Source organism: Candidatus Kapaibacterium sp. (genome assembly GCA_023957315.1).
Lineage (GTDB): Bacteria > Bacteroidota > Ignavibacteria > Kapaibacteriales > UBA2268 > PGYU01.
In genome coordinates, this window is sequence record JAMLHE010000002.1 from 61,249 (window position 1) to 85,984 (window position 24,736).

The 24,736-nt window shown below is 37.9% G+C and carries 16 protein-coding genes; 1 reads left to right on the forward strand and 15 read right to left on the reverse strand.

Features of this window, described 5'->3' with window-relative positions; all coding sequences use genetic code 11:
• Window positions 1-10 precede the first annotated feature (10 nt).
• The 10 genes from M9949_02050 to M9949_02095 form a co-directional block, all read right to left on the reverse strand.
• The gene (locus M9949_02050) at window positions 11-1,624 is read right to left on the reverse strand and encodes an ATP-binding protein (protein MCO5250187.1); all 1,614 of its coding nucleotides are present in this window, start codon (window positions 1,622-1,624) and stop codon (window positions 11-13) included.
• A gap of 104 nt (window positions 1,625-1,728) precedes the next feature.
• A complete protein-coding gene (locus M9949_02055) occupies window positions 1,729-6,630 on the reverse strand; it encodes a PAS domain S-box protein (protein MCO5250188.1) in 4,902 nt (1,633 codons plus the stop codon).
• Between the two features lie 374 nt (window positions 6,631-7,004).
• The gene (locus M9949_02060) at window positions 7,005-8,354 is read right to left on the reverse strand and encodes a sodium-dependent transporter (GenBank protein MCO5250189.1); all 1,350 of its coding nucleotides are present in this window, start codon (window positions 8,352-8,354) and stop codon (window positions 7,005-7,007) included.
• Between the two features lie 64 nt (window positions 8,355-8,418).
• The gene (locus tag M9949_02065; GenBank protein ID MCO5250190.1) at window positions 8,419-8,613 is read right to left on the reverse strand and encodes a hypothetical protein; all 195 of its coding nucleotides are present in this window, start codon (window positions 8,611-8,613) and stop codon (window positions 8,419-8,421) included.
• Window positions 8,614-8,781: 168 nt separating this feature from the next.
• Complete coding sequence (locus M9949_02070; GenBank protein ID MCO5250191.1) at window positions 8,782-9,918, reverse strand: hypothetical protein; 1,137 nt, start codon at window positions 9,916-9,918, stop codon at window positions 8,782-8,784.
• A gap of 160 nt (window positions 9,919-10,078) precedes the next feature.
• Window positions 10,079-10,381, reverse strand: a complete 303-nt coding sequence (locus M9949_02075) for a hypothetical protein (GenBank protein MCO5250192.1) — start codon at window positions 10,379-10,381, stop codon at window positions 10,079-10,081.
• A complete protein-coding gene (locus tag M9949_02080) occupies window positions 10,378-12,204 on the reverse strand; it encodes a T9SS type A sorting domain-containing protein (GenBank protein MCO5250193.1) in 1,827 nt (608 codons plus the stop codon). The genes M9949_02075 and M9949_02080 overlap by 4 nt, the downstream gene beginning before the upstream one ends.
• A 164-nt stretch (window positions 12,205-12,368) precedes the next feature.
• Window positions 12,369-13,976, reverse strand: coding sequence for a Na/Pi symporter (locus M9949_02085; GenBank protein MCO5250194.1), 1,608 nt, complete (start codon window positions 13,974-13,976; stop codon window positions 12,369-12,371).
• A 108-nt stretch (window positions 13,977-14,084) separates the two neighbouring features.
• The gene (locus M9949_02090) at window positions 14,085-14,636 is read right to left on the reverse strand and encodes a PepSY-associated TM helix domain-containing protein (protein ID MCO5250195.1); all 552 of its coding nucleotides are present in this window, start codon (window positions 14,634-14,636) and stop codon (window positions 14,085-14,087) included.
• Window positions 14,637-14,777: 141 nt separating this feature from the next.
• Complete coding sequence (locus M9949_02095) at window positions 14,778-15,737, reverse strand: DegT/DnrJ/EryC1/StrS family aminotransferase (GenBank protein ID MCO5250196.1); 960 nt, start codon at window positions 15,735-15,737, stop codon at window positions 14,778-14,780.
• 124 nt (window positions 15,738-15,861) lie between these two features.
• Here M9949_02095 and M9949_02100 point away from each other — a divergent pair, with 124 nt between their 5' ends.
• Entirely contained in the window at window positions 15,862-16,953 is a 1,092-nt protein-coding gene (locus tag M9949_02100) for an alanine racemase (GenBank protein ID MCO5250197.1), read from the forward strand.
• Window positions 16,954-17,128: 175 nt separating this feature from the next.
• Here M9949_02100 and M9949_02105 read toward each other — a convergent pair whose 3' ends face one another.
• The 5 genes from M9949_02105 to M9949_02125 form a co-directional block, all read right to left on the reverse strand.
• On the reverse strand, window positions 17,129-17,905 hold the full coding sequence (locus M9949_02105; protein ID MCO5250198.1) for an energy transducer TonB: 777 nt from the start codon (window positions 17,903-17,905) through the stop codon (window positions 17,129-17,131).
• Between the two features lie 28 nt (window positions 17,906-17,933).
• Window positions 17,934-19,253: an SPOR domain-containing protein gene (locus M9949_02110; protein ID MCO5250199.1), complete on the reverse strand. Its 1,320-nt coding sequence runs from the start codon at window positions 19,251-19,253 to the stop codon at window positions 17,934-17,936.
• Window position 19,254: 1 nt separating this feature from the next.
• Entirely contained in the window at window positions 19,255-20,853 is a 1,599-nt protein-coding gene (locus M9949_02115) for a hypothetical protein (GenBank protein ID MCO5250200.1), read from the reverse strand.
• Between the two features lie 8 nt (window positions 20,854-20,861).
• Window positions 20,862-23,981: a tetratricopeptide repeat protein gene (locus tag M9949_02120; protein MCO5250201.1), complete on the reverse strand. Its 3,120-nt coding sequence runs from the start codon at window positions 23,979-23,981 to the stop codon at window positions 20,862-20,864.
• Between the two features lie 149 nt (window positions 23,982-24,130).
• On the reverse strand, window positions 24,131-24,592 hold the full coding sequence (locus M9949_02125; GenBank protein MCO5250202.1) for a hypothetical protein: 462 nt from the start codon (window positions 24,590-24,592) through the stop codon (window positions 24,131-24,133).
• Between the last annotated feature and the right edge of the window lie 144 nt (window positions 24,593-24,736).

Below are 24,736 nucleotides of genomic sequence, written 5' to 3' on the forward strand. Positions count from 1 at the left end.
TTTTTCCGGTTTAATTATTTATAGTGAGAACTAGTGTTTCATGTTCTGAATATTTTTTTATCAATTTCAGCAAATCTACCTTATTTACTGGTTTGGAGATGTAATCGTCGCAACCGGCTGCAAGGGCTTTTTCCCGGTCGCCTTGAAGGGCATAAGCGGTTTGTGCAATAATGACAACCTCTTTGTTAAATTTTCGAATTTGCATTGTGGCTTCGTATCCATCCATGCCGGGAATTTTAATGTCCATCAAAATAACATCGATATCAGGATTTGACTGTGCCATTTCAACAGCTTTTGTTCCGGAATATGAATGTAGCATTTTGCCTGCAATATTCTTTAAAATGATAGATAAGTGCAAATAGTTGGTTTCATCATCCTCAACAACCAAAATTTTCAACCTTTTATCTGTTGCATCATGTATTTCAGCTACCGGCTCAACTAATTGTTCTGCCCTTTTAGAAGTTGCTTGTTCTGTAGGCAAACTGAAATAAAACGTTGTTCCAAGGTCCTCTTTTGATTCCACCCAGATTTTTCCATTATTCTTTTCGATAAATTCTTTACATAGAATTAATCCTAATCCGGTTCCCTTTTCATTTTGAGTACCATGAGTTGAATTATTATCACCTATCGTGAATATGTTATCAATTCTTTCTTTAGATATTCCAACTCCATTGTCAATTATAGTAATTGTCAAATCATTTTTGTGGAATGAGGATAGAACTGATATTTTCCCTCCGGGATAGCTGAATTTTATGGCATTTGTTAATATATTTCTCAATACCGTACTTATCATCTCACTATCTGCAAAAACTTGAGCATCTAAAGGCATCCGGTTTTCAATTACGATATTTTTTTGTTCAGCAGTTGATTTTACTAACAAAAGTACATCGCTTATAAGATTGGAGATATTTAGGTATTTAGGGCTAAAAGGCATTCTACCGGATTCTATTTGCGACCATATCATTAAGTTGGATAATAAATCCATTGCCTTTTTAGAAGAATTTGATATGACACCTGCAATTTCACCAATTTTGTGATAGTTTTTCTCTTTAATTTCTTCAAACAAATAATCGCTAAATCCAATAATTGAATTGAATGGTGATTTCAAATCGTGAGCAATTATAGAGAAGAATTTATCTTTTGTCGCATTCAATTCAATCAATCTTAATTCATTGTCTTTGATTTCGGTTATATCGTAACATGAGCCGATATATCCCAAGAAGGAATTATCTAAATCGTAAAATGGTCTCCCAAAATCACGTATCCAACGATATTCGCCATATTTGTTTTTCATGCGATATTCCATTAAAAAGGCTTCTCTTTTGTCAAAGGCAGTCACATATGTTTGTACGCAAAAATCAAAATCGTCAGGATGTACACCTTCTGCCCAACCATTTCCGAATTCCTGTTCCATTGTTCTCCCTGTGAATTCAAGCCATGTCTTATTAAAATAGTCACATAATTTGTCCAAACGGGAACGCCAAATCAAAGCAGGAAATTCTTCGAAAATTTTTAAGTACAATTCTTTTGCTTGAGAAATTTCAATTTGCTCTTTTTTAAGAATCGCATTCTCAATTTCAAGCTTTTCAATTCTTTCTTTTAATAATGTAGTTTCTTTATCCATATTAGTCTTTTATTTCAGCCTTGTCTATAACTCATTTATTTACGTACTCTCAATAAATGGTTAGGCAAGTCTAATAATATAATTATTTAATTGTCTGCCAACTTTTAATTATTTTTGAAATACTTTTGTAATAGTGAAAGTAATTTACCTTTCAAAATTGGTTTTGTAATATAGTCATCGCATCCGGCTTCCAGCGCTTTTTCCATGTCTCCCGCTAGTGCGAAAGCCGTTTGGGCAATTATAACAACCTTTTTATTGAATTTACGGATTTCACGGGTGGCGTCGTAGCCGTTCATTTCAGGCATTTGAATATCTATAAGTATGACATCAAGGTCTTGGGTGTTGCGACAAAGGTTAACCGTTTCAACTCCTGTTCCGGCTTCCAGTATCTCCGCACTATAATCATTTACTATAATCGAAATAAAATCCCTTGAGGGTTTATCGTCTTCGGCAATTAGAATTTTTAGTTTTTTAACATCGTTGATTTTCTCTAAAGGTTTAGGTTGGCGGTCAATGGTTTCCGCAGCCGGTTTGCTTGTGCATGGCAATGTAAAATAGAATGTGGAGCCTTTGCTCTCTTCGCTTTCCACCCATATTTTGCCACCGAGCATTTCCACATAAGCTCTAGAAATGGCTAATCCCAAACCGGAGCCCTGCCTTGCCATTTTATCAACGATATCAGCTTGGATAAAACGCTCAAAAATGGCTTGCTGCCGTTCGGCGGGAATACCGATACCTGTATCTTTTACGTAAAATTCCAAGCTGTCTTCCTGAATCATACAACCCACTTTTATCATTCCTGATTCGGTATATTTTATGGCATTTTTAATCAGGTTAGTAAGGATGGAATCCAGTTTACTTTGGTCGGTAGAAATTACGGTAACTGTTTTTGGCACCTCATTTTCCAAAATCAATTTCAACCCTTTGTTAATGGCTTCGGTAGTAAAAAACCGTATAATTTCAGCAAGTCGTTGCTGAACATCAACTTCTTTTAAAACAACGGTAACAATACCTGCTTCGATTCTCGAGATTTCCACTATGTCATTAACTGTGTTCAACATTCGCTGCCCGCTCTGTTTTACAATGCTTATGTATTCCTCTTTTTCTTCGCTGGTTAGGTCAGGATCAAGCAACAATTCAGTAAACCCAAGTATGCCATTCATTGGGGTGCGTATTTCGTGGCTCATATTTGCCAGAAATGCCGATTTTAACCGGTCGCTTTCTTCGGCTTTTTCTTTTTCAATAATCAGATTTTGTTCTAGGGTTAACCGGCTTTTTACATTTACCAGCATTTGCGCAAAAAGGCTCAACAATAACTTTTCTTCATCAGAATATTCATGTTGGCTTTTTACCCAGTCGAATCCCACAAATCCAATACAATCTTTACCATCCATCATAGGTAACGTAATCAGGCTTTTTATCTCTTGTTCTTTCATTATTCTACGAAGATTGCTGTCTTCAGGAAGGGAATTAATATCGGATATAAAGACATCTTCTCCCTGTAGATGCTTTTCTACCAAAATAGGAAGATTTTGTACAGGTAAATTCTGAAGTACATTTTTTTGCGGAATAATATTTTCAGCACACCATTCATGCGTATTGGTTAATTGCTCTTTTCCCCAATTATATTCAAAAATATATGCGCGATCAGCCTTTGCAAACCTGCCCATCTCTTCAAGGGATTCATTTACCGATTTTTCGAAGTCGTCTAAACGAACATGAATATATTCAGAAGCAATTTTTAAAAGAATTTGCTGAAGTTCAGAATGGTGTTTTAATAACTCTTCGTTTTTTTTCCTTTCCGTAATGTCTTCTTTTACACTTACAAAATGGGTGATTTCTCCCTCATGGTTCACCAACGGAGAGATGTTGGCGCTTTCCCAAAAAAGCTCACCATTTTTCTTTTTATTAAGTAAATCTCCGTGCCAGTCGTTACCTGCTAAAATTGTATCCCAAAGTTCTTTATAATAAGATTCCGGTTGCTCTCCCGATTTTAAAATACGCGGATTTTTGCCGAGAACTTCTTCCTTTTCATAACCGGTTAATTGCGTGAATTTTGGGTTCACATAATCAATTTTTCCCTCCTTGTCGGTAATTATAATCGAATCGGGACTCTGGGTTACAGCACTCGAAAGTTTCTGTAGTTCGCTTTGTGCGGCTTTCTGTTTGGAAATATCAAGCACTGTAAAGGTTACTCCTTTTGACAAATCATTGGAATCCAAGGGAGTAGAACTCAAAAGAACATCCAGAATTTTGCCATCTTTACGTTGCCAGCGTGTTTCAACTGTTCCGGTTCCGTGTTTGGCAATCTGCTTATACTTTTCCCTGCCAACAAACTCATAGTCTTCTTGTGTTGGGTATAAAAATCTTGCGTCCTGCCCCAACAGTTCATCTGAAGAATATCCAGTCATTTCGCAGACCTTAGGATTGACTTCGACGAAAGTCCGGTCTATTAAAACGCCAATTCCGTTGGGCGCCGCTCGAAATATACTCTTCAATTTATTTTCGCTTTCTTCAGCTTTTTCTTTGGCTCTTTCCAAGTTATTTACCAATTCCAATTTTTCAGAAATCTTCCAGACATTATCCATAAGTAACGTTAGCTGGCGAATGTCGGCATTGTCATAATCTGTATCTTTGTTTGCAACTCCTGCAACTGCAACAATTTTTCCTTCCATAATTACCGGGATAGTCAGGAATTTTAATAATTGAACATGCCCTTCAGGAGTGCCTTTTTTGATTGGATTAACTTCTTGATAATTATTTATTACAATGGGTTTTCGTTGTCGCACAGCCTCGCCCCAGCATCCGGTTTTATCCAAATCATAAACCGTTTGCGGATTCATAACAGTGCATTCCTTCATTACATCATTCGACCATGTATTCAAAATAAACTGACGTGTAGTTTCCTGATAAAAATAGATATATCCGATTTTACTGTTGGTTAATTTAATGGCTTCCTCAAGTGCAAAATCTAACAATTCCTGAATGGAATTTGTAGAATATTGAGAAATTTTTAACAGGCTTTCAAGTCGTTCGTTGTTTAATTTGATTTCCGCGTTTTTTTGAATTAGATTTTCGTTTATTTCCTGAAGATGAATCTCTGCTTTCTTCCGTTTGGTAATATCGTGGATAAAAACAAACGCTAAATTTTTTGCAGGATGCATCTTAACACTCAATTCTACATCTATTGTTTTACCATTCTTGCGTCGATGTTGTGATTCAAATCTGGCTTCTCCTTTTTCAATAATCTCTAATATACGTTTTTGGGTTTGCTCCCCAGTTTCTACGGAATCAATATCTGATATTCTCAATTCTAACATTTCTTCATAGGAGTAACCCAACATTTTACATGCCATTTCATTAGCATCAATAATTCTAGATTCCATATCAACAATCCAAAAACCGTCCATTGCAGTTTGAAGAATACTTTTGGTTTGAGTCTCGCTTTCTTCGGCTTTTTCTTTGGCTGCGATTAATTCATTATTGGTCAGTCGCAATTCTTCGTTAATTGCTTCGTATTCTTCACTTTTACATTGTAACTCTCTTTCGCCTGCTTCAGCTTTTTCTTTAGCTAAGAACAATTCATTATTGGTCAGTCGCAATTCTTCGTTAATTGCTTCGTATTCTTCACTTTTACATTGTAACTCTCTTTCACCTGCTTCAGCTTTTTCTTTAGCTACAAATAATTCACCATACGTCTGTAGCAATTCTTCGTTAATTGCTTCGTATTCTTCATTTTTAAATTGCAACTCTCTTTCGCTTTCTTCGGCTTCTTCTTTGGCTCTTTGCAACTCTATTTCAGTATTTTTCAATACTGAAATGTCTTGAGAGATAATTTGAACACCAAATACTTTATTTTGTGAATTCACTATTTTTGTAAATGTGCTCAAAAACCATTTTCCTTCGTTCGGCAATTGAACAAAATCTTCATAAACCATTGATTGGTTTGAAACAATTGCTTTTTGAATCCGATTAAAATAGAAATCCGCACTTTGTTTTGGGAACAAATCGAAAATTGATTTCCCGATAAAATCTTCGGGAATTCCATTCATGTTCTTTGCTGCTATTTGATTAAATGAAAGAATAATTCCGTCTGAACTATAATAACCAATTCCTACTCCTGCATTTTCGTGCAATAATTTATATTTTTCTTCGCTTTCTTCGGCTTTTTCTTTGGCTGCAATTATAGCATTTTCAAGGGCTTTTTGCTCCGTAATATCTTTAAAAACGCAATAGGTTTGTTTAAAATCTCCTTCGGGAGTGTAGCCAACGCAACCTTCAAATGAGACATAAATGTATGAATTATCTTTTCTTCTCAGTTTAAATTCTACGTCAGAAATGTAGCCGCGTTTCTTGAAAGCAGGGAAATTCATCCTGAAATGTTCCACGTAATCGGGATGTAAAAAATCACCATACCATTTCCCAATCACTTCATCTCTTTCATAGCCAAGCGTTTTTGACCACATTGGGTTAATGTCAATAAAGCACCCATTTTCATCCAACGATTGATATGAAAGTGGTGAATTATTATAATAGGCGAGATATTTTTCTTGGCTTTCGCGGGCTTTTTCACTCGCTTCTATAAGCTCTTGTTCTCTATTTTTGATATCGCTTAGATCTTGATGTGCACCCAACATTCGAATGGGCTTTCCATCTTTATCACGAATTGCCATTCCGCGACAGCGTATCCATACAGTGGAGCCGTTTTTATGTGTGTATCTTACAATCTGATCGTAAGGAAAATTTGGGTTCTCGCAGTGTTTGGTAAAGTTATCTGATGCAAGTTTTAAATCATCCTGATTTATAATATTTTGCCAAGCACTTGATTTATGCGGCATTTCGTCGGGATTATAGCCTAAAACCGTCCAGAATTTGGCGTTCATCCATTCATTTTCGGGGTTCTCCAAATCCCAATACCATAAACCGTCTAATGAACTTTCCTGAATAAAATCAAAAAGGCTTTCATCAGACTGGATTAGCGAGTAAAGCTCTTTTTTTAGGTACATAATTTTGCTTTGGTTTAGTTTTCTTTAGCATGTGCTATAATTCATTTATTTACGTACTCTCAATAAATGTTAGGCAAATAAATATAAATATGAATTTTTTGTTAGATAAGTACCGGTAGCAACTTGAACTGCACCGGCAGTGCAAGAAGCTGCCGGAAATATATCGAGTAAGAAATAGTTTTTTTTCATTATCACTCTTATATTAACTATTGTCAAATTCAAATCAAAATCATCTTAATACAGAGGCACTTCTAAGATTATCGCGAAAATATTATTCACAAACCAAATTATTATATTCCTCTATGCAAATATAATGAAAAAATCTATACTTCCAAATTTAATGTATCTAAACATAAAATATAGATTTATACTCCTTACACCCCCGATATTTTGAAGATGCCGAGCAGAATGACGAAGACTACGATTGGGATTAGATATTTGATTAGAATTTTCCAGAGTGGGGCGAACTTTGCGAATAGGGGGCTGCCGATTTCGAGTTCGCGGGCGGCTTTGTCAGCTCCCCACACCCAAGCTATGAAAATGCACAGTATCAGGGCGCCGATTGTCAGGAACATATCGCCGAAAATGAAGCTCATTTGGCTCAAGAAATCGGGTGGCGACAAGCTGAGTGGGATTAGCCCGAAATTGGTGAAGAAGTCCACCGAACCTTGCGACAGCGCCGATGGCAATCCGACGACGAAAACAAATGCCGCTACGAGCCACACAATTTTGGAGCGTCTCAGCTTCTTTTGGTCAACTAAGTAGGACACCGGCACTTCGAGCAATGACATGGTCGAGGTGAGCGCTGCAATCGAAAGCAAAACGAAGAAAAAGGCGCCAACGATTGCTCCGCCCGGCATTTGCATGAATAGCTGCGGAAATACGATGAATACAAGCGCCGGACCCGATGCGGGGTTTTCGCCCATTGCAAATAGTGCCGGGAAAATAATTAATCCTGCCATAATTGCTATGGCTGCATCTGTGAGCGCTATGATGATTGCTGCGGAAAATATATCTGTACTTTTGGGAATGTAACTGCCGAAAGTGACCATCAGTCCCAATCCCAAACTTAAGGAAAAAAACGCCTGCCCAAGAGCTGCGAGCACGGTCTTAAAAGTGATTTTCGAAAAGTCGGGGAGAAGGTAAAATTCCAATCCGGCGGATGAGCCCGGCAATAAATTGGCATAAATGATAAGCCCGATGATAATCAGCAAAAGCACCGGCATTAGGATTTTCGACCACTTTTCGATGCCGCTTGCGACTCCTTTGTAAACGATGAGCGTTGTCATCAAGATAAATGCGGCGTACAGCCCGATTTCGATTAGCGGATTGGCAATAAAAGCCCCGAAATCGCTTGAGTCGCCGACGAGAGTTTTGAAAATGAAGCCGAACGTCCAACCTGCAATTACACCGTAAAAAGATAAAATCCCGATACTTGTGATGATGCCCATAAATCCGGCGATTCGCCATTTGGTGCCGGGTTTGACTTTGTCAATTGCACCGACGGCGTTGAGTTGAGTGGCTCTGCCGAGCGAGAATTCAGCCAACATGTAGGGCAAACCAATAAGCAGAATGAAGATGAGATATAGCACTACGAATGCGGCGCCACCATTTTCGCCAACGATATACGGATAGCGCCAGATATTGCCCAAACCAATTGCAGAGCCTGCCGCCGCCATTATAAATCCAAATTTCGAACTCCAAAGCCCACGTTCGTCTTGCATAATTAAATCCGAATTAGCGAAAAATAATTCAACTAAAATAAAGATTATTGATTAATCCTGCAAACTAATTGCTAATTGCGGCTTTTTGAAGTGTTGCCCATTTGTTGGAGAGCCAAATGATTCGTTGGAAAAGGTCGGTGATGTAGAGCAACAGTGGTTTATCTTCGGCTTGAATATCTGAATCCAAACTGAGATATTGCTTGCGGATGCGTTCCATCAAATCGCCGCGGTCGTTTGTGGCGTTGATTATGAACGTCAAATTTGGTAGTCTTTAAAATACCGCTAACGTTTTGCAGCTACCCGAAGGTGGCGATTTCGGAGCACTTCACTGTCAACCAAGCAGAAACTTTCATAGAAGCAAAAAGCTTGATTTAACCACTGAACCGCCACTTTTGGGTAGGTGCTGTTATGGCTCGTTTTTTTTCATTTAGTTGTCTGTGAATTTCAATGTTTCATTCCTCCAAAATTTGTCAAAGTCCTTTTTGTCAATCCCGAATACTAAACAAAGGTTGTCAACAAGATTTTCGGTATCATTGGGTATATTCAATAATTCATTTACAAGCTTTACTCCACCTTTTTCAAAAGCAAAATTGCATAAAATTGCTCCTGTGGTATAAAATGCTGCATATTGCCATCCCCATTTTCTATTCAAGACGTCTAAAAAAGTGACCGTATCATTTTTAGCAAGTTCATTTGCAAATAGCTTTGCACTTTGTTCAAATGTTTTCCCACCTTGTCCGCCTTTCCAAGTTGCAAAACCTTCTTCAATCAAATCGTGTCTGTCAAACTTTGGCACTATTAAATGAATAAATTCGTGAGGATAATATTCTGACCCAAAACCGCTTAAAAGTATTCGATTATCATTCATTCCAATTCCTGTAGTATAACCCGCAAAGTAGAAATCAAAATTTAGTAGTTTACCCAACTCGTCTCCACTGTCTGTGATATAGAAGTCAAATGGTTCCCACTCAGGGAATTTAAACTTCTCAGTTATTTCGTTGCAAAATTGGCTTGCTTTTGTTGCAAGATCATTATTGAATTTATGATGTGGTGGATAAATGAAGGTAATTTTTCCTATTGTCCTCTTATTCCATTTTTCGGTAATTATTGGCAAAGCATTCTTAAGTCTCCACTTGCCACCTTCTTTTACTGCGTAAAGTTTTGTGATACACCAAGGATTTGACTTTCGATACTCTCCTTGAAGTGCATCTGCCGAAAAAATAGTTCTAATTCCATAATATTCGCCCTCCTTTTCAATGGATAAAATTGTCGGTTTGTAGTAGTTAAGTAGCTGTTCTGATGGAAATTGATACATATATGGTGTAGAAAGGTCAAAATTCTTGAATTTAACTTTTTCAGCATTATTCCAATATGGATTGTCGTGTAAACTGTCAGGCTTAGAATTCAAATAATTTATCCAAAGCATAGCTACTTCTTTTATCTCTCTTTGCGTAGTGTCCACTCGTGAATGTATTGTAACATCAATTTTTCTCTGCTGTCCAAAGGTTTGATGTGCAGAAAACAAAAAAAGGAGTATCCATATTGATATTATAGTTTTTTTCATTAGTGTCGTGTCTTTTTTAAATGAGCCATAACGGCCAAGTATAAGAGCAGTAGCGGATTTCAAGGCGATTACCTGTCCGCAACTACCAAAGTTTATTAAATGCACTGACCTTGATTTTACTACTTCACCCGCTATTGCTTTTATACAATGTTACCGCCAGTTATTCATTCTTTGTCCATTCCAACGGTTTCTTGTTCAATCTTTTGATTATTCCTTTTGCTTCTAGGTCGAGTTGAACGGTTTTTGCCCACCAACCAACTTTTTCTCCGTTTGGAAATAATTTTTCAGGAACCATTGAAGCTATCTTCTCTTTCATTTCCTTCTGATTTAATCCGGGAGATGATTTAGGGAGCACTTTCATCATAGCATTTTTTATGGCAGTATATTTTTCCTTATCGACTTTTGACTTGTAACTAGGAACATTGATGTTTTCAACTTCTATTTTTTCGGACTTTGTTTTCATTGCTTAATGATTTTACCAGACGCTGCTCCATATTGATAAATATAAGTACCACTATTCAATGTGTCCAGTCGTATAAAGTTCACTTCACTAGTGCTAATGGATTTTTGATAGACAAGCACTCCGTTTAACGAATAAAGTTTAAAAAGTTCATTCAAATTAGTTTTACTGCTCAATAATGGTGGTACAATCAAGATGTTAGTTGCTGGATTTGGGTAAACACGATATTCCTTTTTATCTTCAAAAACATCCTCAATTCCTAAAACGTACGAGTTTTCATATGCACCGATAGTTGGTTGGGATGAATTTCTTGAAGTCCCAATTTTGTCGGTTGGGTAAGAGTACAGACCGTTTCCTGCTAGAATAGCGGGAGAAGTGTTTGAGATGTTTCCAAGACTGTCTGTAATATCTGGTTTAATGTTTAAACCATTGATTTCATATGGAATTGTATTGTACATACCGCCTGTATAGAAACTGTCAGCCGCAAAAGGAGATATCCCATAATAAAGATTGTAATCGATTGCTGTTTGGCTAGAAAAAGTTGGATGCTGAGAATAAATTCCGCCTCTTTCAGCATTTGTAAAAATGTTGTTGTAAATCACATTGTTTGTGTCTCCACTTTCAACAATTTTTATAGCCATTCCGTTGTTAAGTGAAGTTGGGTCACCATAGCCAGCATGGATCACAGTATTATGAACGAAAGTGTTATTTTTTGCTTTGACTATTGAAAATCCATTACCCATGGGTCTGAAGCAAACATTGTTAATAAACTCAGAGCCGTGTGGGTTATTATCAGAAATTAAACCGTTTCCGTCAATTAAATTCGTTTTTCTATAAGCGTTGGTAACTTGATAGGCGATATAATTACCTATTGCTTTGGTTCCAGGTCCAGGTGAGTGCAAACTAATTCCTGAAGGACCAGGAAACTTCATAAAGTCGGCATAATAACCACCGTAGGCAACAAAATTGTTTGAAACAGTATTATATCCTGCCGAATCACTTAGAATATCAAGATTAAATGTACTAATATGATTTTGACCTGAGTAGGTAACAATATTATTATCAATCAGATTGTTGTTTGCTCCATAATTCAACATTATTCCATTTCGTAGACTTTGAGTTATATCATTATTCGTAATGCTCGAAAAGCCAAAACTATATTGGTAACTTCCAACATCACAATAACCTGCAATAGCATCTAAGCAATGAGTAAATTCATTTTGATTGATATTAATATACTTTGAGTTATTTCGGATTCTGATACCGTATGTGTGAAGTGAAAACTTGTTTGCAATGATTTCTATATTTTGACAATCCACAATATTTAAACCATAACTGGCATTGCTTTCCCATGTAGGATTAGTATTCCATGCATAATTAAAGAAATTTGCATAAGAGGAATATTTGGTTAAAATGCTATCAACTCTAAACCCTGGACTTGACCATGTGATTGTGTCGTTTGTGTTTACAGCAGGATTGTCAATTACAATATTCGGCATATCAAGCCAACCAACAGGAAGCGTTTGAGGGCCTTTGAAGTCTATTTTTTTTATTTCAAGCCAAGAACTATAACCTATTGTAAAACCTTGAACCAATGGGTATTCATTTTGATAGCCACTTATGACAATCGGCTGTGTTGAAGTACCATTTTTTTGAAATGTTATTTGACCATAACTCGTGTAATCCCCACCTCTGATGAATAAGGTGTCACCAGTATTTAGGCGGTTTATCGCAGTGTCAATATTTCCCCAAGGATTGGAGAAACTTCCCACAGCATTGTCATCCCCTAAGTTGACATCAACATAGTAGGTTTGAGCGTGCAACATGCTTGTAATTATCAGTCCTATTATTGTTAATGATGTTTTTGTAATTTGCTTCATGTTGTTATTTTAATTGGCGGTAACTCATTTATCTACGAACTCTCAATAAATGATATGCAAACATAACAAAACATTCCCAATTTTCCAAATACACCACTGAATCATGCAAACTAATTGCTAATTGCGGCTTTCTGAAGTGTAGCCCATTTGTTGGATAGCCAAATAATTCGTTGAAAAAGGTCGGTGATGTAGAGTAGCAGAGGTTTATCTTCCGCTTGAATATCTGAATCCAAACTGAGATATTGCTTGCGGATGCGTTCCATCAAATCGCCTCGGTCATTAGTTGCGTTGATTACCATTATCAAATCGAAATTATCGCGTGATTTGGCAGCATCGGCTACGAGCGAAATATTTGCGTGAAGTGATTGAACAAGATTTTCGAGCAATTGATTAACGCTTCCCTGAATATTGGAAAGTCTGATTGTGTCGGCAAGGTTGAACAAACTTAATTCCATTGAGCGGATTTGGTTTTGGCGATTTTGAATATTGATAAATCGTTCCGAAGTTTGATGCGAAAGATTCATATTAATTACATTTTTGAGGAAATTGTCAAGTTCGTCCAATAGTGGTAGAGTTGATTTATGAAGCACATTCAAATCAGTCAAATCTTTTTTAATTCCATCTTTCATCACATTTTCCAAATAAATCGGAAATCGCTTAATAATTCTTTCTTGTTCGCTTTCCACGAGTGTCAGAGCGGTTTCCACATCGCGCAGAGAATGTTCGTTGATAAATTGCAATTTAGATAAATTTTCTTCAGTCAACGGCGGGCTAACTCTGACGAGCATTTTGTAGATGGGACCATAAAAGAATGTCATAATAATGACGGGGACAATTTTAACTCCAAAAAAGGCATATGCAGTTTGTTGTTCGATTGTATTTCCTATTGTGGAAATCAGACTATAAAACAATGGAATATGTGTCGCAGATTCGATTGCAAACAGCAGAAGCATTATCGCAGAAGCTGTATAGGCTTCGTAAACCTTGAATAATGAGAGTTGCCGCGAAGTGCCCTTCATTCCCGCAGACATAATATATACAATCAATCCTTCGCCAAATCCCATTCCGAAAATCATGAGTACGACTTGCTCCAATCCAATCAATCCGGCATGGCTGATAGTCATAATTAATACCGTTACGGTAGATGAGGAATGAATAATGAAACGAAGAAATGCCCCGAGTAATATCGGATAAATATAGGAATTTGATGTAAAGGAGAAGAGTGAATTGATGAAATCTAATTCCGCGAAGGGTTGGGAGCCTGTCTTGAGTAGCTGAAACCCAAAGAGCAAAAGACTAATTCCGAATACGGTGCTGAAAACATGCTCTCTGCGGCTTCCCTTATCGAAACCGTACATGATACCGCTCAAACCGAGCATGACTAAAATAGCAAGCTTCATGTTGATAGCAACAAGGAAAATCAGCAAAGTTGTACCAACGTTAGACCAGGCTACAATCGGCAAGGCATTTCGCACTTTTACTAATCCGCTGTTTACCAAGCTAATGAGTATGAATGTAGTATTGGAGCTACTTTGGGAAATCGCCCCTGATAAAAATCCCCATAATGCACCTAAGAAACTATTGCCTGTCCATTTGGATACTAATATCCTAAATTTATGGCTTGTCATGTTTTTCAGGCTATTTCCTACGATTTTCACACCGCTGAAAAACATCCCAATTCCGGCTAACATCGTGCCGATAGTTTCGTATAAATCCATTATTTAATATTTATATTTTTAATAGTAAAGTAAATTAAATGTAACAATTAAATATAACTTACATGTTAATCTAATGTTAAGTTTGTGTTAATTATTAATATATCAATTTCAAATATACATTAATAATAAAATTATTGGAAGAATAATCCCAACAGAAACAAACCATTTCCCACGACCTGTGATACCTTTTTTTCCCTGTAAAATGAACATTCCGGTTATTGCCAATAAAATCAATCCCAAACAGTACAAGTCTGAAAATAAAGTCCAAACAATTCCGGGATTATAATGCAAAAAATTCATTTCCCACAAAAGTGGCTTTTTCGTCAGCCATTCAATTCTTGCGTCGCCTGTTCGGATGTCAATTTCCATATTGTGAAATCCGAAAAAAACGAGCACTTTAGTCGTGTCCTCAAAAAAGAAACTTTTATAATGATTTTCTTGGTCAAATTTTGAAAGCACATTCAAAATGTCGTCTTTGAAAATATCTACGTGGTGAGATGGGATTTCAACTTTTGTGTTTTCGATTCTGAGATTAAAACTCGGATTCCAATCGCTGCGATGATTGATAGCAATTCCGGAAATTGCATAAATCAATGTCATACCAACAAAAAAATACCCAATATCCCGATGCAAAAGATTATTCAGTTTTCTCCAACGCATCAGTCTTGACCCGTAAATTCGAGCACAGCATCGCATACTTTGGCAACGTCATCGCTATTCAAGTGGTCGCCCATGGGCAAACTCCAGAAGTTGCGAGTCCCATTTGCAGCATTCATGTAGCTTGTCTCTTGCTTGATATAACTATAAGCCTTCAATCGCGGTAAAAGCGACGGGATAGTGATAGCCTGTTTGAATTTCTTTTTTGTTTAAGAAGTCTGCTAATTGCTTGTTTTGTAGGCTACGGATAACGAATAAATGCCAAACATGATATTTGCCGTCGGTGTTTTTGGGCAAAGTGATTCCCTCAATGCCGCCAAGGCGCTCGATATAATATTCAGCTGCGGCGTTACGGATGGCGTTCCATTTATCGAGATGATACAGCTTGAAATACAAAATTGCCGCATTAATACCGTCAAGTCTCGAGTTACGACCTTCAAAATCGTGATGATATTTTACAGCACTTCCGTGATTGGCTATCATTCTGCATTTTTGTGCATAATCGAAATTCTTCATCACAATAGCTCCGCCGTCGCCGTAAGCACCCAAGTTTTTGCCCGGATAGAAGCTGAATGTAGCAATATCACCGAAATTGCCGACCTTGATGCCTTTATAAGTGGCGCCGTGAGCTTGGGCACAATCTTCGATTAATTTCAATTTGTGCTTATTGGCGATTTGAATCAATCCATCCATATCGCAGGGATTTCCATACAGGTGGACTGCCATTATTGCCGAAGTGTTTGGATTGATTTGCTTTTCTAAGTCTGCAAGGTCAATGTTGTAGTCATCGCCAACGTCGCAAAACCGCACTTTGCAGCCCGAACGCGTGACAGCTTCCGATGAAGCTATGAAAGAATTTGCCGGAACGATAATTTCGCTGCCTTTGGGCAAATCGAGCGCTTCGATAGCGATTTCGAGAGCGTCAGTTCCGTTAGCGACACCGATGCAGTGATTGATTTTGAGATATTCTGCGAAGGATTCTTCAAATTGCTTGACGTATTTACCGCCTACGAAGGCAGTATCGTTAATTACCGATGAGATTGCGTGGTCTATTTCGCCTTTGATAGACAAATATTGCTTTTTTAAGTCTAAGAATTTTACCATTTCATTTTCTTTTGTTAAAATCAAAATGTAAAAATAAGTCTTTTTGAGCAACTAAAACAAAGTATGACGCTACATTTAATTATCTTTGGAAATATTTATGTTGCAGATTTAAAAGAAAATGGAAATGATTGAGCTACCTTTCATAGCGATTGACAAAAATAAAATGATTAAGAATTTGGAAATGATGCACCGCAAAGCAGTTTCGAGCGGTTGCAAATTCGTTCCACACCTCAAAACGCATCATTCTGCAGCACTTTTGCCATATTATTACGAGCTTGGAATAACGGAGTTTACTGTATCATCTATTCAGATGGCTGAATATTTTGTTGCAAATGGAGTACGCAACATAACGATTGCATTTCTTTTAGATGTGAGCAAAATTGAAAATCTCAATCAAATGGCATCAAAAGCTGAAATCAGCATTTTTGTAGATAGCGTAGAATCTGTTCAAATATTGGCAGAAAAGATGCTCAATCCAATTGGAATATATATCGAAATTGACAATGGTTACAAAAGGTCGGGAGTTGATTCGGATGATATTGAATTAATTTTTGAAATTATCAGAACTATCAAAAATTCTAATCATTTAAATTTTATTGGATTTGCCGTTCATGACGGATTGACATATACCGCAAAAAATACGGATGAAATCAGGGCAATTCATGAGAAATCGCTCAAAAAAATTACAGAGTTGAAAAAGTCAATTCAAATAGAATTTGGCATTAATTCTGTGATTTCAATGGGAGATTCGCCTTCGATGTCGCTGATTGATAATTTCGAGGGAATTGATGAGATGCGTCCCGGTGTATTTATTTTCAATGATTTGCAGCAGTATTTTTTGGGAGTTTGCAAGATTGAGGAAATCGCTGCATATTTGATTTCTAAAGTAATATCAAAATATCCGCAACGTGGCGAAATATTGGTTCACGCCGGTGCAATACATCTATCAAAAGATTTTGCAAAGGATTCTTCAGGACAGGTTATTTATGGAATCCCGGCAAGAGTTAACTCAAAATTTGAAATTGAAAAAATTTATGCGCAGTCTTATATCAGGCAACTCTCACAAGAACATGGAATATTAGTAGCCGAAAAAGAGTTGTTTGATTCACTCGAAATAAGGGACACGATAGCAATACTTCCGGCACATATTTGCTTGACTTGTGCAGCAGCATCGGAGTTTTATTGCGATTCGCAGATATTGAGTAAAATGCGCTGAGATTAGATATCCAAAATTTTGAAAAGCAGTGATACCAAAATCGCTAATATGACTAACATAATAGCCAATTTTACAAGATTTTTAAGTAACGAAAAACCGCTTCCAATAAGAATCAGAATTATCAAAACTTTGCCAAAAAGTGGCAATTGCGTATAAAACATTACTATGTCGTCAATCATCGCAATATAAAAGTTAAAGGAATAATGCCTTCCATAATAACATCACTATTCAGACGGTTAAATCTCCATTGCCTCAAAGCATCCATAGCCGCAGCTTCAAGTCTCGGGTCAGCTTTTTGCAAGGGAATAATACGTCCGACCGAACCATCAGGCAAAACTGTAAATCGGAATTTCAATTCAGCGTTAGTATTTACACCTGCAGGGAATTTCGGCAAGGGCTTCTGTAGCACAATTCTATTGCCGCCGCCGCCCCATTCAATATCGCCAAAGCCCAAGCCTTTACCTTTGCCGGAACCTCTCGAACCCAATCCTGAGCCGTCTGTAGAGCCATCTCTGACGCCAATATCAAGTCTGCCTTCGCCTTTGTCCGTACCTTTGGTCTTAGCATCGGAACTTAATTCGGAAACCGCAACAGGGTTAGCCATCATTGGGTCTTTAATATCAACATTTTTATCATAACGCGTTATAGAAGGCGATTCGGCATCTTGCAAAATCGAAGACGCTTCGCCACCTTTGCGTTGCATACCCTCAGCAGTTAAATTGCCTTTGCTCAAACCTGTGCCGTCGCCATCGCCAAAATTTAATAGCGTGAGCGGAACGGAATTAATCTGAATATTTCGATAACCCGGATTTTGATAATACAGGCTCGGAGCAATCAACAGAAACACTAATGTTATCGCGAGGGCAATACCAAATCCCTTGGCAGTATTTTCATCCCAAGGTAATTTAATCTGAACAGCTTTTTCTTGTTCGTATGTTGCCTTTCTCAGCATTTCAAAATCCCCCCAAAATCACTTTTTTTTATTTTACTCTATCAATCCATGTTTGTGCAAATCCGTATCTCAATGCTGCTGCTCTCGCTTCTTCCCTCGTGTCATATGTCCCGAATCTTACTCTGTACCACTTTACATCACGAATCATTTGTTCGCTGATAAAAGCATCATTAACGCTTTTGGCTCTCAATTTCTCCAACCATCTATTTGCATCTTCCTTCGATGGTGAAGCATATATTTGCACAGTAAACTCTTCCTTAACGTTATCACGTACAAAGGGCTGTTTAGTTTCAGTTTTTCTTTCAGGAATTATCGAAACTAGGTCTTCGTGCTTCTTAGGTGCTTCTTTTGCTTTTGGTATTTCAGTCTTTGCAGCATGTGTTTTGTCTGCAATTACTTTATCTGTTTGAACCTTTGGTGCCTCAGTGGTAGTCTTCGCTTTTGGTTGCTGAACAGGCTTAACGGGTGCCGCTTGGGGTTTGCTCGGTGGCACATCAAGTTTTTTCTCAACCATAACTTCAGCCATAGTTTCAGGTTCGGGCTCTACAAATTGTTCAACGCTATCTATTGTAATTACTGCTACCGGTTCTGCCTCTTTTTCGACTTGAGCAGGTGGTGATTCTTGAATTGTCTTTGCCGTATCAGTAGCAATTTCACTTTGCTGATCAGATAATGGCAAATACACAAAATAAATAACAGAAAGAGAAATCAGTAATAAAGCAGCTACAATTCCTGCAATCAATAAAATCGGGAATACTTTTCGCTTTTTTTCATCTTCTTCATCATCTTTTTTAGCATCCTCTTTAGCTTCGTCAGATTGGGGCATTTCCACTATCAGTGGCACTGCTGCTGCTGAAGCATTGGAATCGTCTGTATCGGTATCTTTGTCGTCGGGGGCTATTTCGTCGAGATAAATTTTTTCTGCACCGGATAATTCTTTGTCATGGTCATAATTATCTACGATAGGAGTATCATCAACTGGTAAGCTTGGCTTAACAGTCTGAACTTTATCTTTATCTAATAAATCTTTAACAAAATCCTTGAAATCATCGTCCATCACTAAGACAGCTTCTTTGGGTGGAGTTGGAACCGATACATCTTCAGGCGATTCCGCTACCGAAACTTCGGGCTTGTCTGATTGCTCAACGACATTTTTCAGAACTTTGTAATCAGCTCCAGTATCAATGTCAGAAATTTGCTCGGGCTCTTTCGGAATGTCAAAAATCTCTTCAATATCCTCGATATAGTCAGAATTTCCAAGAGCAAAAGTATCGTCGTCGGGTTCGCCAACGTCGAATCCGCTCAATCTTTCCTCTTCGCTCAATATGTCTTTTTGCAATTTCGCCATATTAGAATTGCCACATGATACCAAAATTGAAGAAAACCCCTCTCTCCTTATAACCATTAAATATCACAATGTCGCTGTTAGTCAAGTTTTCCAAAGAAGCAAAAAGCAATAAAGATTCAACAACATTATAATTTAATTCAGTTTTCAAATTTATAAAAGAACTAATTTTTATAGTATTTTCCAAATCTGCAAATCTTTCACCAAAATAATCAATTCCAATTTTAGTGCCAAACTTTTCTGACCATTTTCTTGAATAATTTCCGGAAATTTTCAATTCGGGATAATAAGGCACAAAATTCCCGTCGTAATCAGACAATGTAGCCTTTGTGGCAGTTAGATTTCCGATTACTTTATCGCTTTCAGTCAAATTCCAATAAAACTCAAAATCCGAACTGATAATTGTAGCTTTTTCGTAATTTATCACGAACGCACCGGGAATAAAGATTAAATCATTCAAATAGACAGGCAATCTGTCCACGTGACGGAAATTAAATCCGGCATTGACACCGATTTTATGAGTAGGATGGAAATTCAGAATCCCTTTGGCATTGATTATATCGTAGGAATAATCGAATGAGGCATATTGCGAAGTGTAAGGATTGGTATATACAAGTTCTTTGAAATTATTGTTCTTCAACCCACTCCGAGCATTTCCGCGAATAGTGAATAATTCATTCATTCTGTATTCAATTTCGCCAAAAATCAGCAATCCACCACGACTTATGTCATTGTCATTGCTTGCAATTTGAAATCCGACTGCTCCTGTCATAGTCAATTTATTTGTCAGCAAGGACATCTCGCCGTCCAATTGGATGAATTGAGCAGAATTACTTCGCAAATTGTGCATATCCATAAATAAATTTGCAGAGACAAAGAAATTATTCCAAAGTCTGTCTAATTTCAAATAGCCGAAGTAATTGTTATCGGCAGTTCTTATGCCGTCAGTTTTCATCCCAAAACCATTGAAACCTGCTCCAGCGTTGAAATTCAATTCGCTGAAAGTGCCGTCAACGTCAACATTTACACCGAAATTCTTGATGTCTCTCTCCAATGCCAATGTGCTGCCATAAAGCATATAGTCACGACTTATGAAATTGACTTCTGTACGCGTGCGGCTGCCACCGAATATAAAGAATTTTTCGGGGGCGATGAAATCACTTGTGAGTTTGAAATCCAATTTGGAATATTCAGAATTTTTCACATGTCCTGTGGAATTTTCGAAATTACCTGTTGCATACAAATCATAGCCGTTGATTTTAATACCGCCACCTGCTCCGATAGCGGCGGTGCCGTATCGCCCGAATTGCCCTTTAACAAAAGCATCAGCCGGAACTGCAATGCCTACATCAACAGGTAAAGAAGGTGGATTGAGAGCTTTAATCGGCATCTTATCCAAAGAATTTAAGGAATCCAACTCACCTACGGTAAGTGGAATCGGGTTACTTGGGTCTTGCTTAATTCCTGCATTTACATCAAGTTGCAAATCGCCACGAATAATGAAGGTAGGCAAATCAATCGGTTCAGTCGTTGTCGGCTTTTCCGATTCTTGAGCCACAAGTCCCAAAGTAGAAATTACAAATATTAAAATGTACTTTTTCATATTCATCATTATTTATTTTTTATTCTATTTAGTCTGCTTTTAGCAGTCTTACCATAATCATCGTCCGGTCTGATTATTTCCAACACACGGTAAATTTCGCGTGCGGAATCGAATTGTTCGAGATTTTCGTAACATTCGCCCAGATTGAGCAATGATTGCGAATACCAGTCTTCATACCCCTCAAATTTGTCCTTTACTATCAAAAATGATTCAATAGCTTTAATGTAGTTCTTATCACGCATCCATAATTCACCAATTCTGTACCGAGATTCGGACGAAATTTTGGGATTGTCGTCAATATCGGCAATGAATTGGAAATGATGTCTTGCCGAATCATATTGTCCCAGTGTGCGGTAGTGCATAGCTATACGATATCTTGATTGGTCGCCCCAATCATTATCCTTGTATCTTGTGGCGACTTCCTCAAAAATTGCGAGTGAGGATGTCGTATCACCAATTCTGTATTTTATAACTGCTCGTTCAAATCCTGCTTGTCCTGCGTATTCATTCTCAGGGTAAGTAATTTGCAAATGGCGAAGAAGCGAATCCGCTTTTTGGATATTCGCTAACTCGATTTGCAACAAACCGCCTTCCATTAATGACATTGGAGCGTACTGACTCTGTGGGTGTTCGCGAATTATTTTGCTGAACATTCGCTCTGCTTGGTCGGTTTCGTTCAAGCTGCTGTAGCTTTTTGCCATCATATAGAGCACTTCAGGCACATTCTCGTTATTCGGATTTTTTGCTACAAATCGTTCATATTCCGAGATTGCATCTCTGAATTTCCCGCCTTGGTAAAACATTTCACCAATTTTCTTTTGGAAAACGGGAGCAAATGGCGATTCGGGATTTGTCGCGACATATTTGTTGGCAATTTCGATAGCTTCGGATTCGCGTCCCAATGCCATCAAACTATATTGCACACTCCTGATTGCTTCAGGAGCAAGCTGATTGCCCGGATATGATTCAATCACTATTTTATAATTTTCTATTGATTTTTCAAATTCACCCATATTATAATAAGCATCGCCGATTGCATAATATGCTCTCGGGACCAAAGTGCTTTGGGCATATGCGGTAATTAGGAAATGGAAATTATCAATTGCTTCCGTATATTTTTTTTGTTGGAAGCGAATCCAACCGATTAGATATAGCGAATTTGGTGCATACGAAGAGCGTCCGTAAAGCCGAACAAAATCTAATAGAGAAGTGATGGATTGCTCCCAACTATTATTTCGGTAAAGAGCGTGAGCGAGTTGGTACGATGCGTATTGTCCTTCTTCCGTTCCCGGTGACATTCTGGCTGCTCGTCTGTACGAATCAGCCGCTTTGCCGAAACTTTTGTCCAAATAATAGCCATCGCCTTGCCTTGTTAGTACTTCTACGGCGTATTTTGACTTTGGAAATTCTCTAATCATATTATCGAAAACCCTCGAAGAATTGTTGAAGTCCCGTAACCTGAAGTGTGACCATCCCAGACCATACATTGCTTCTTCTTTTCGGATTGTCATTGGGTATCTGTTCAACAAATTGTCGTAAGCTTCGATTGAATTTCTAAGCAAATCTGTGCGGAAATAAGCTTCGCCAAGCCAAAAGAGAGCTTCATCTGTTCGGGCACCGTCTTTGTTCTCGGCAATATAAGCCTGCAAATACGGAATTGCTTCTGTAGCGCGGCGAGATTTCACTAATGTTATGCCTTGATTCAATTTTGTCAGTGCGAGATAATATTTCTTATTAGGCATATTTATCTCTGTTGCATTTTCCGCTAAGAGTTCAGCCTTTTTGAATTCACCTGCGGCGCGTTCCCATAATTTCATCTCGATATATGTAGCACCCAAAATCAAACTTATTCTAACGGAAGTACGTGCATCTTGGGTTTCGCGGGCTGCACGTTCGAGTGTTTTCATAGCTTGGTCAAATTCACCTGCTTCGTATTGCATTTGCCCAACTTCCAAGAGCACAAGCCCTAAAAATGGGTATGCAGGTTGCATTCCGAGAGCTGAAAATTCTCTCCGCGCTTGCTCATTTTTCCCTGCACGCTTAAGCGAAACGGCTCTATAAAGCGATGCAACGGGAACTGCCCTTTGCGAAAGTTCGGAATCAGAATTGATAACCAAATCAAATTTTGATATTGCATCGTCGTATCGTTCCAAATTCATCAATGCCCAGCCGAGGCTGTTCAAGGCATCGTATCTAAATTCGGAATTCGGATATTTTTCGAGCAAATAGTTGAATTCTCTTTCCGCTTCGGCGTAATTTTTTGCAAGATTGTATGATTCTCCTTTTAGAAATGAAATTTGTTCCGGCAAATCTTCTACAAAATAATTTTGTTTGTCTGAAAAACCGATTTCTTCGCTTTGTAACTTTCTATGCAGAGTTTCCGCTCTCTCCAAAGCTACCAAAGCCGTTGTCGGTTTGCGAAGTGCAATATTACTATTTGCGGTTCGGACGAGCGAGACAAGCATAACGGGCGTTCCCGGATATTTATTTTCGATTATCCGGTAGTAAACCAATGCCGAATCGTAGTTCCTATTAATTTCGTGAATTCTGCCCAAAAGGAAATACGAATCATCGGTATATTGCCCTTGGGATAAATTTGCGACTCCATCAAAAAGCACAGGGATGGCATCGAGGTGCTTTCCTTGCTGGGACAGAGACAACGCCAAAAGATAATTGGAAATGTGCGCGTTATAGTAATAGTCGCTATCGTTACGAGTGCTGAAAGCTTCGAGTGAAGATATTTTGGCTGAGGTAAAATGCAACTCTGCCTTCTCGAATTTTTTAGCTTTAAAAGCGATAAACCCGCGTTGAATGAGAGCAAAAGGCACAAAGGGCGAATTTGTTCGTGTTTTGGCAAATTCTGCCAAACGCGAATCTGCCATAGAAAGGTTTCCGGCTACCAAATCGAGTTCGGCGCGGAGCAATTCTGCCTTGTCACCCGATGGGTCATCGGGGAAATTCTTGATTTTATCAAGTATCTTATATTCGCTAAGGTGCATCAAACCACGCTCGAAGTATGCTTCGCTCTTGTCGGTCAGTTGCGTTCCATAAGATATTGGCATCTCCAATACAGTCGCATTTGCAAATGTACTAAATGCCACAAAAAACAACAGTATTCGTGTTATCATATTGTTTGAGACATCCTATTTTCAATAATGTGTATCAATTTCGACAGGAAATAGGACTTCCTTATCAATCCTTCCGAAAAGATACTATATGCTGCATTACAAAACTACTAAAAATAGACGAAATTTACGTGAAAAAGTTGATTTAAAAATTAAATCTCGGTTTCTGTAAGTTGAGATTTGCTATAAGGAGTATTGGAGGCAGTTTGGGAATTGTTTTTGAGCGAGTGGTGGTTGATTCCGCAATATTTTGCAATTGCTTCTTTGAGCTTTTCTTGGTCGGCACGGTTAAAGTTACGAATTTTAGACAAAGTGGCATATTCATTTGCCTTAGCACATTCTTTACAATTTGGGATATCTTCGGAGGCAAGTATGTCAATTTTTTGTTGTGCTAACTCATATTGGTTGAATCCAAAACGGATTCCGGCAAACACTAAATAGCCAAAAGCTACTACACCGACAGCTTCGAGAAAGTTTATTGGCTCTAAATCGCTGTATCTTATCAAATAGCTGTTCCAAAACCACGTAAGAACGAGGGCGCTTACTTTGAGTAAGACCGCAAAGAATAACATGTGTAAGATTGCTTTAACGGCACAATGTTTTAAAAAATTCATATAGAGTGTAGCTTCCTCATTACGAAATATTAAATTTGCTTTGATAATAAAAACGAAAGGTGCCAATAAATATTTCAAGTTTATTGACTTATGCTAAATTTATTAGCAAAAAAAAAAGAGACCGACTCATTTCGAGCCGGTCTC

Coding starts and splice junctions, on each gene's coding strand:
- M9949_02080 (MCO5250193.1), bottom strand. CDS start 12,204: ATGTTGCACGCTCAAACCTACTATGTTGATGTCAACTTAGGGGATGAC.
- M9949_02100 (MCO5250197.1), top strand. CDS start 15,862: ATGATTGAGCTACCTTTCATAGCGATTGACAAAAATAAAATGATTAAG.
- M9949_02110 (MCO5250199.1), bottom strand. CDS start 19,253: ATGGCGAAATTGCAAAAAGACATATTGAGCGAAGAGGAAAGATTGAGC.
- M9949_02115 (MCO5250200.1), bottom strand. CDS start 20,853: ATGAAAAAGTACATTTTAATATTTGTAATTTCTACTTTGGGACTTGTG.
- M9949_02075 (MCO5250192.1), bottom strand. CDS start 10,381: ATGAAAACAAAGTCCGAAAAAATAGAAGTTGAAAACATCAATGTTCCT.
- M9949_02105 (MCO5250198.1), bottom strand. CDS start 17,905: ATGCTGAGAAAGGCAACATACGAACAAGAAAAAGCTGTTCAGATTAAA.
- M9949_02120 (MCO5250201.1), bottom strand. CDS start 23,981: ATGATAACACGAATACTGTTGTTTTTTGTGGCATTTAGTACATTTGCA.
- M9949_02055 (MCO5250188.1), bottom strand. CDS start 6,630: ATGTACCTAAAAAAAGAGCTTTACTCGCTAATCCAGTCTGATGAAAGC.
- M9949_02060 (MCO5250189.1), bottom strand. CDS start 8,354: ATGCAAGACGAACGTGGGCTTTGGAGTTCGAAATTTGGATTTATAATG.
- M9949_02070 (MCO5250191.1), bottom strand. CDS start 9,918: ATGAAAAAAACTATAATATCAATATGGATACTCCTTTTTTTGTTTTCT.
- M9949_02095 (MCO5250196.1), bottom strand. CDS start 15,737: ATGGTAAAATTCTTAGACTTAAAAAAGCAATATTTGTCTATCAAAGGC.
- M9949_02085 (MCO5250194.1), bottom strand. CDS start 13,976: ATGGATTTATACGAAACTATCGGCACGATGTTAGCCGGAATTGGGATG.
- M9949_02050 (MCO5250187.1), bottom strand. CDS start 1,624: ATGGATAAAGAAACTACATTATTAAAAGAAAGAATTGAAAAGCTTGAA.
- M9949_02090 (MCO5250195.1), bottom strand. CDS start 14,636: ATGCGTTGGAGAAAACTGAATAATCTTTTGCATCGGGATATTGGGTAT.
- M9949_02125 (MCO5250202.1), bottom strand. CDS start 24,592: ATGAATTTTTTAAAACATTGTGCCGTTAAAGCAATCTTACACATGTTA.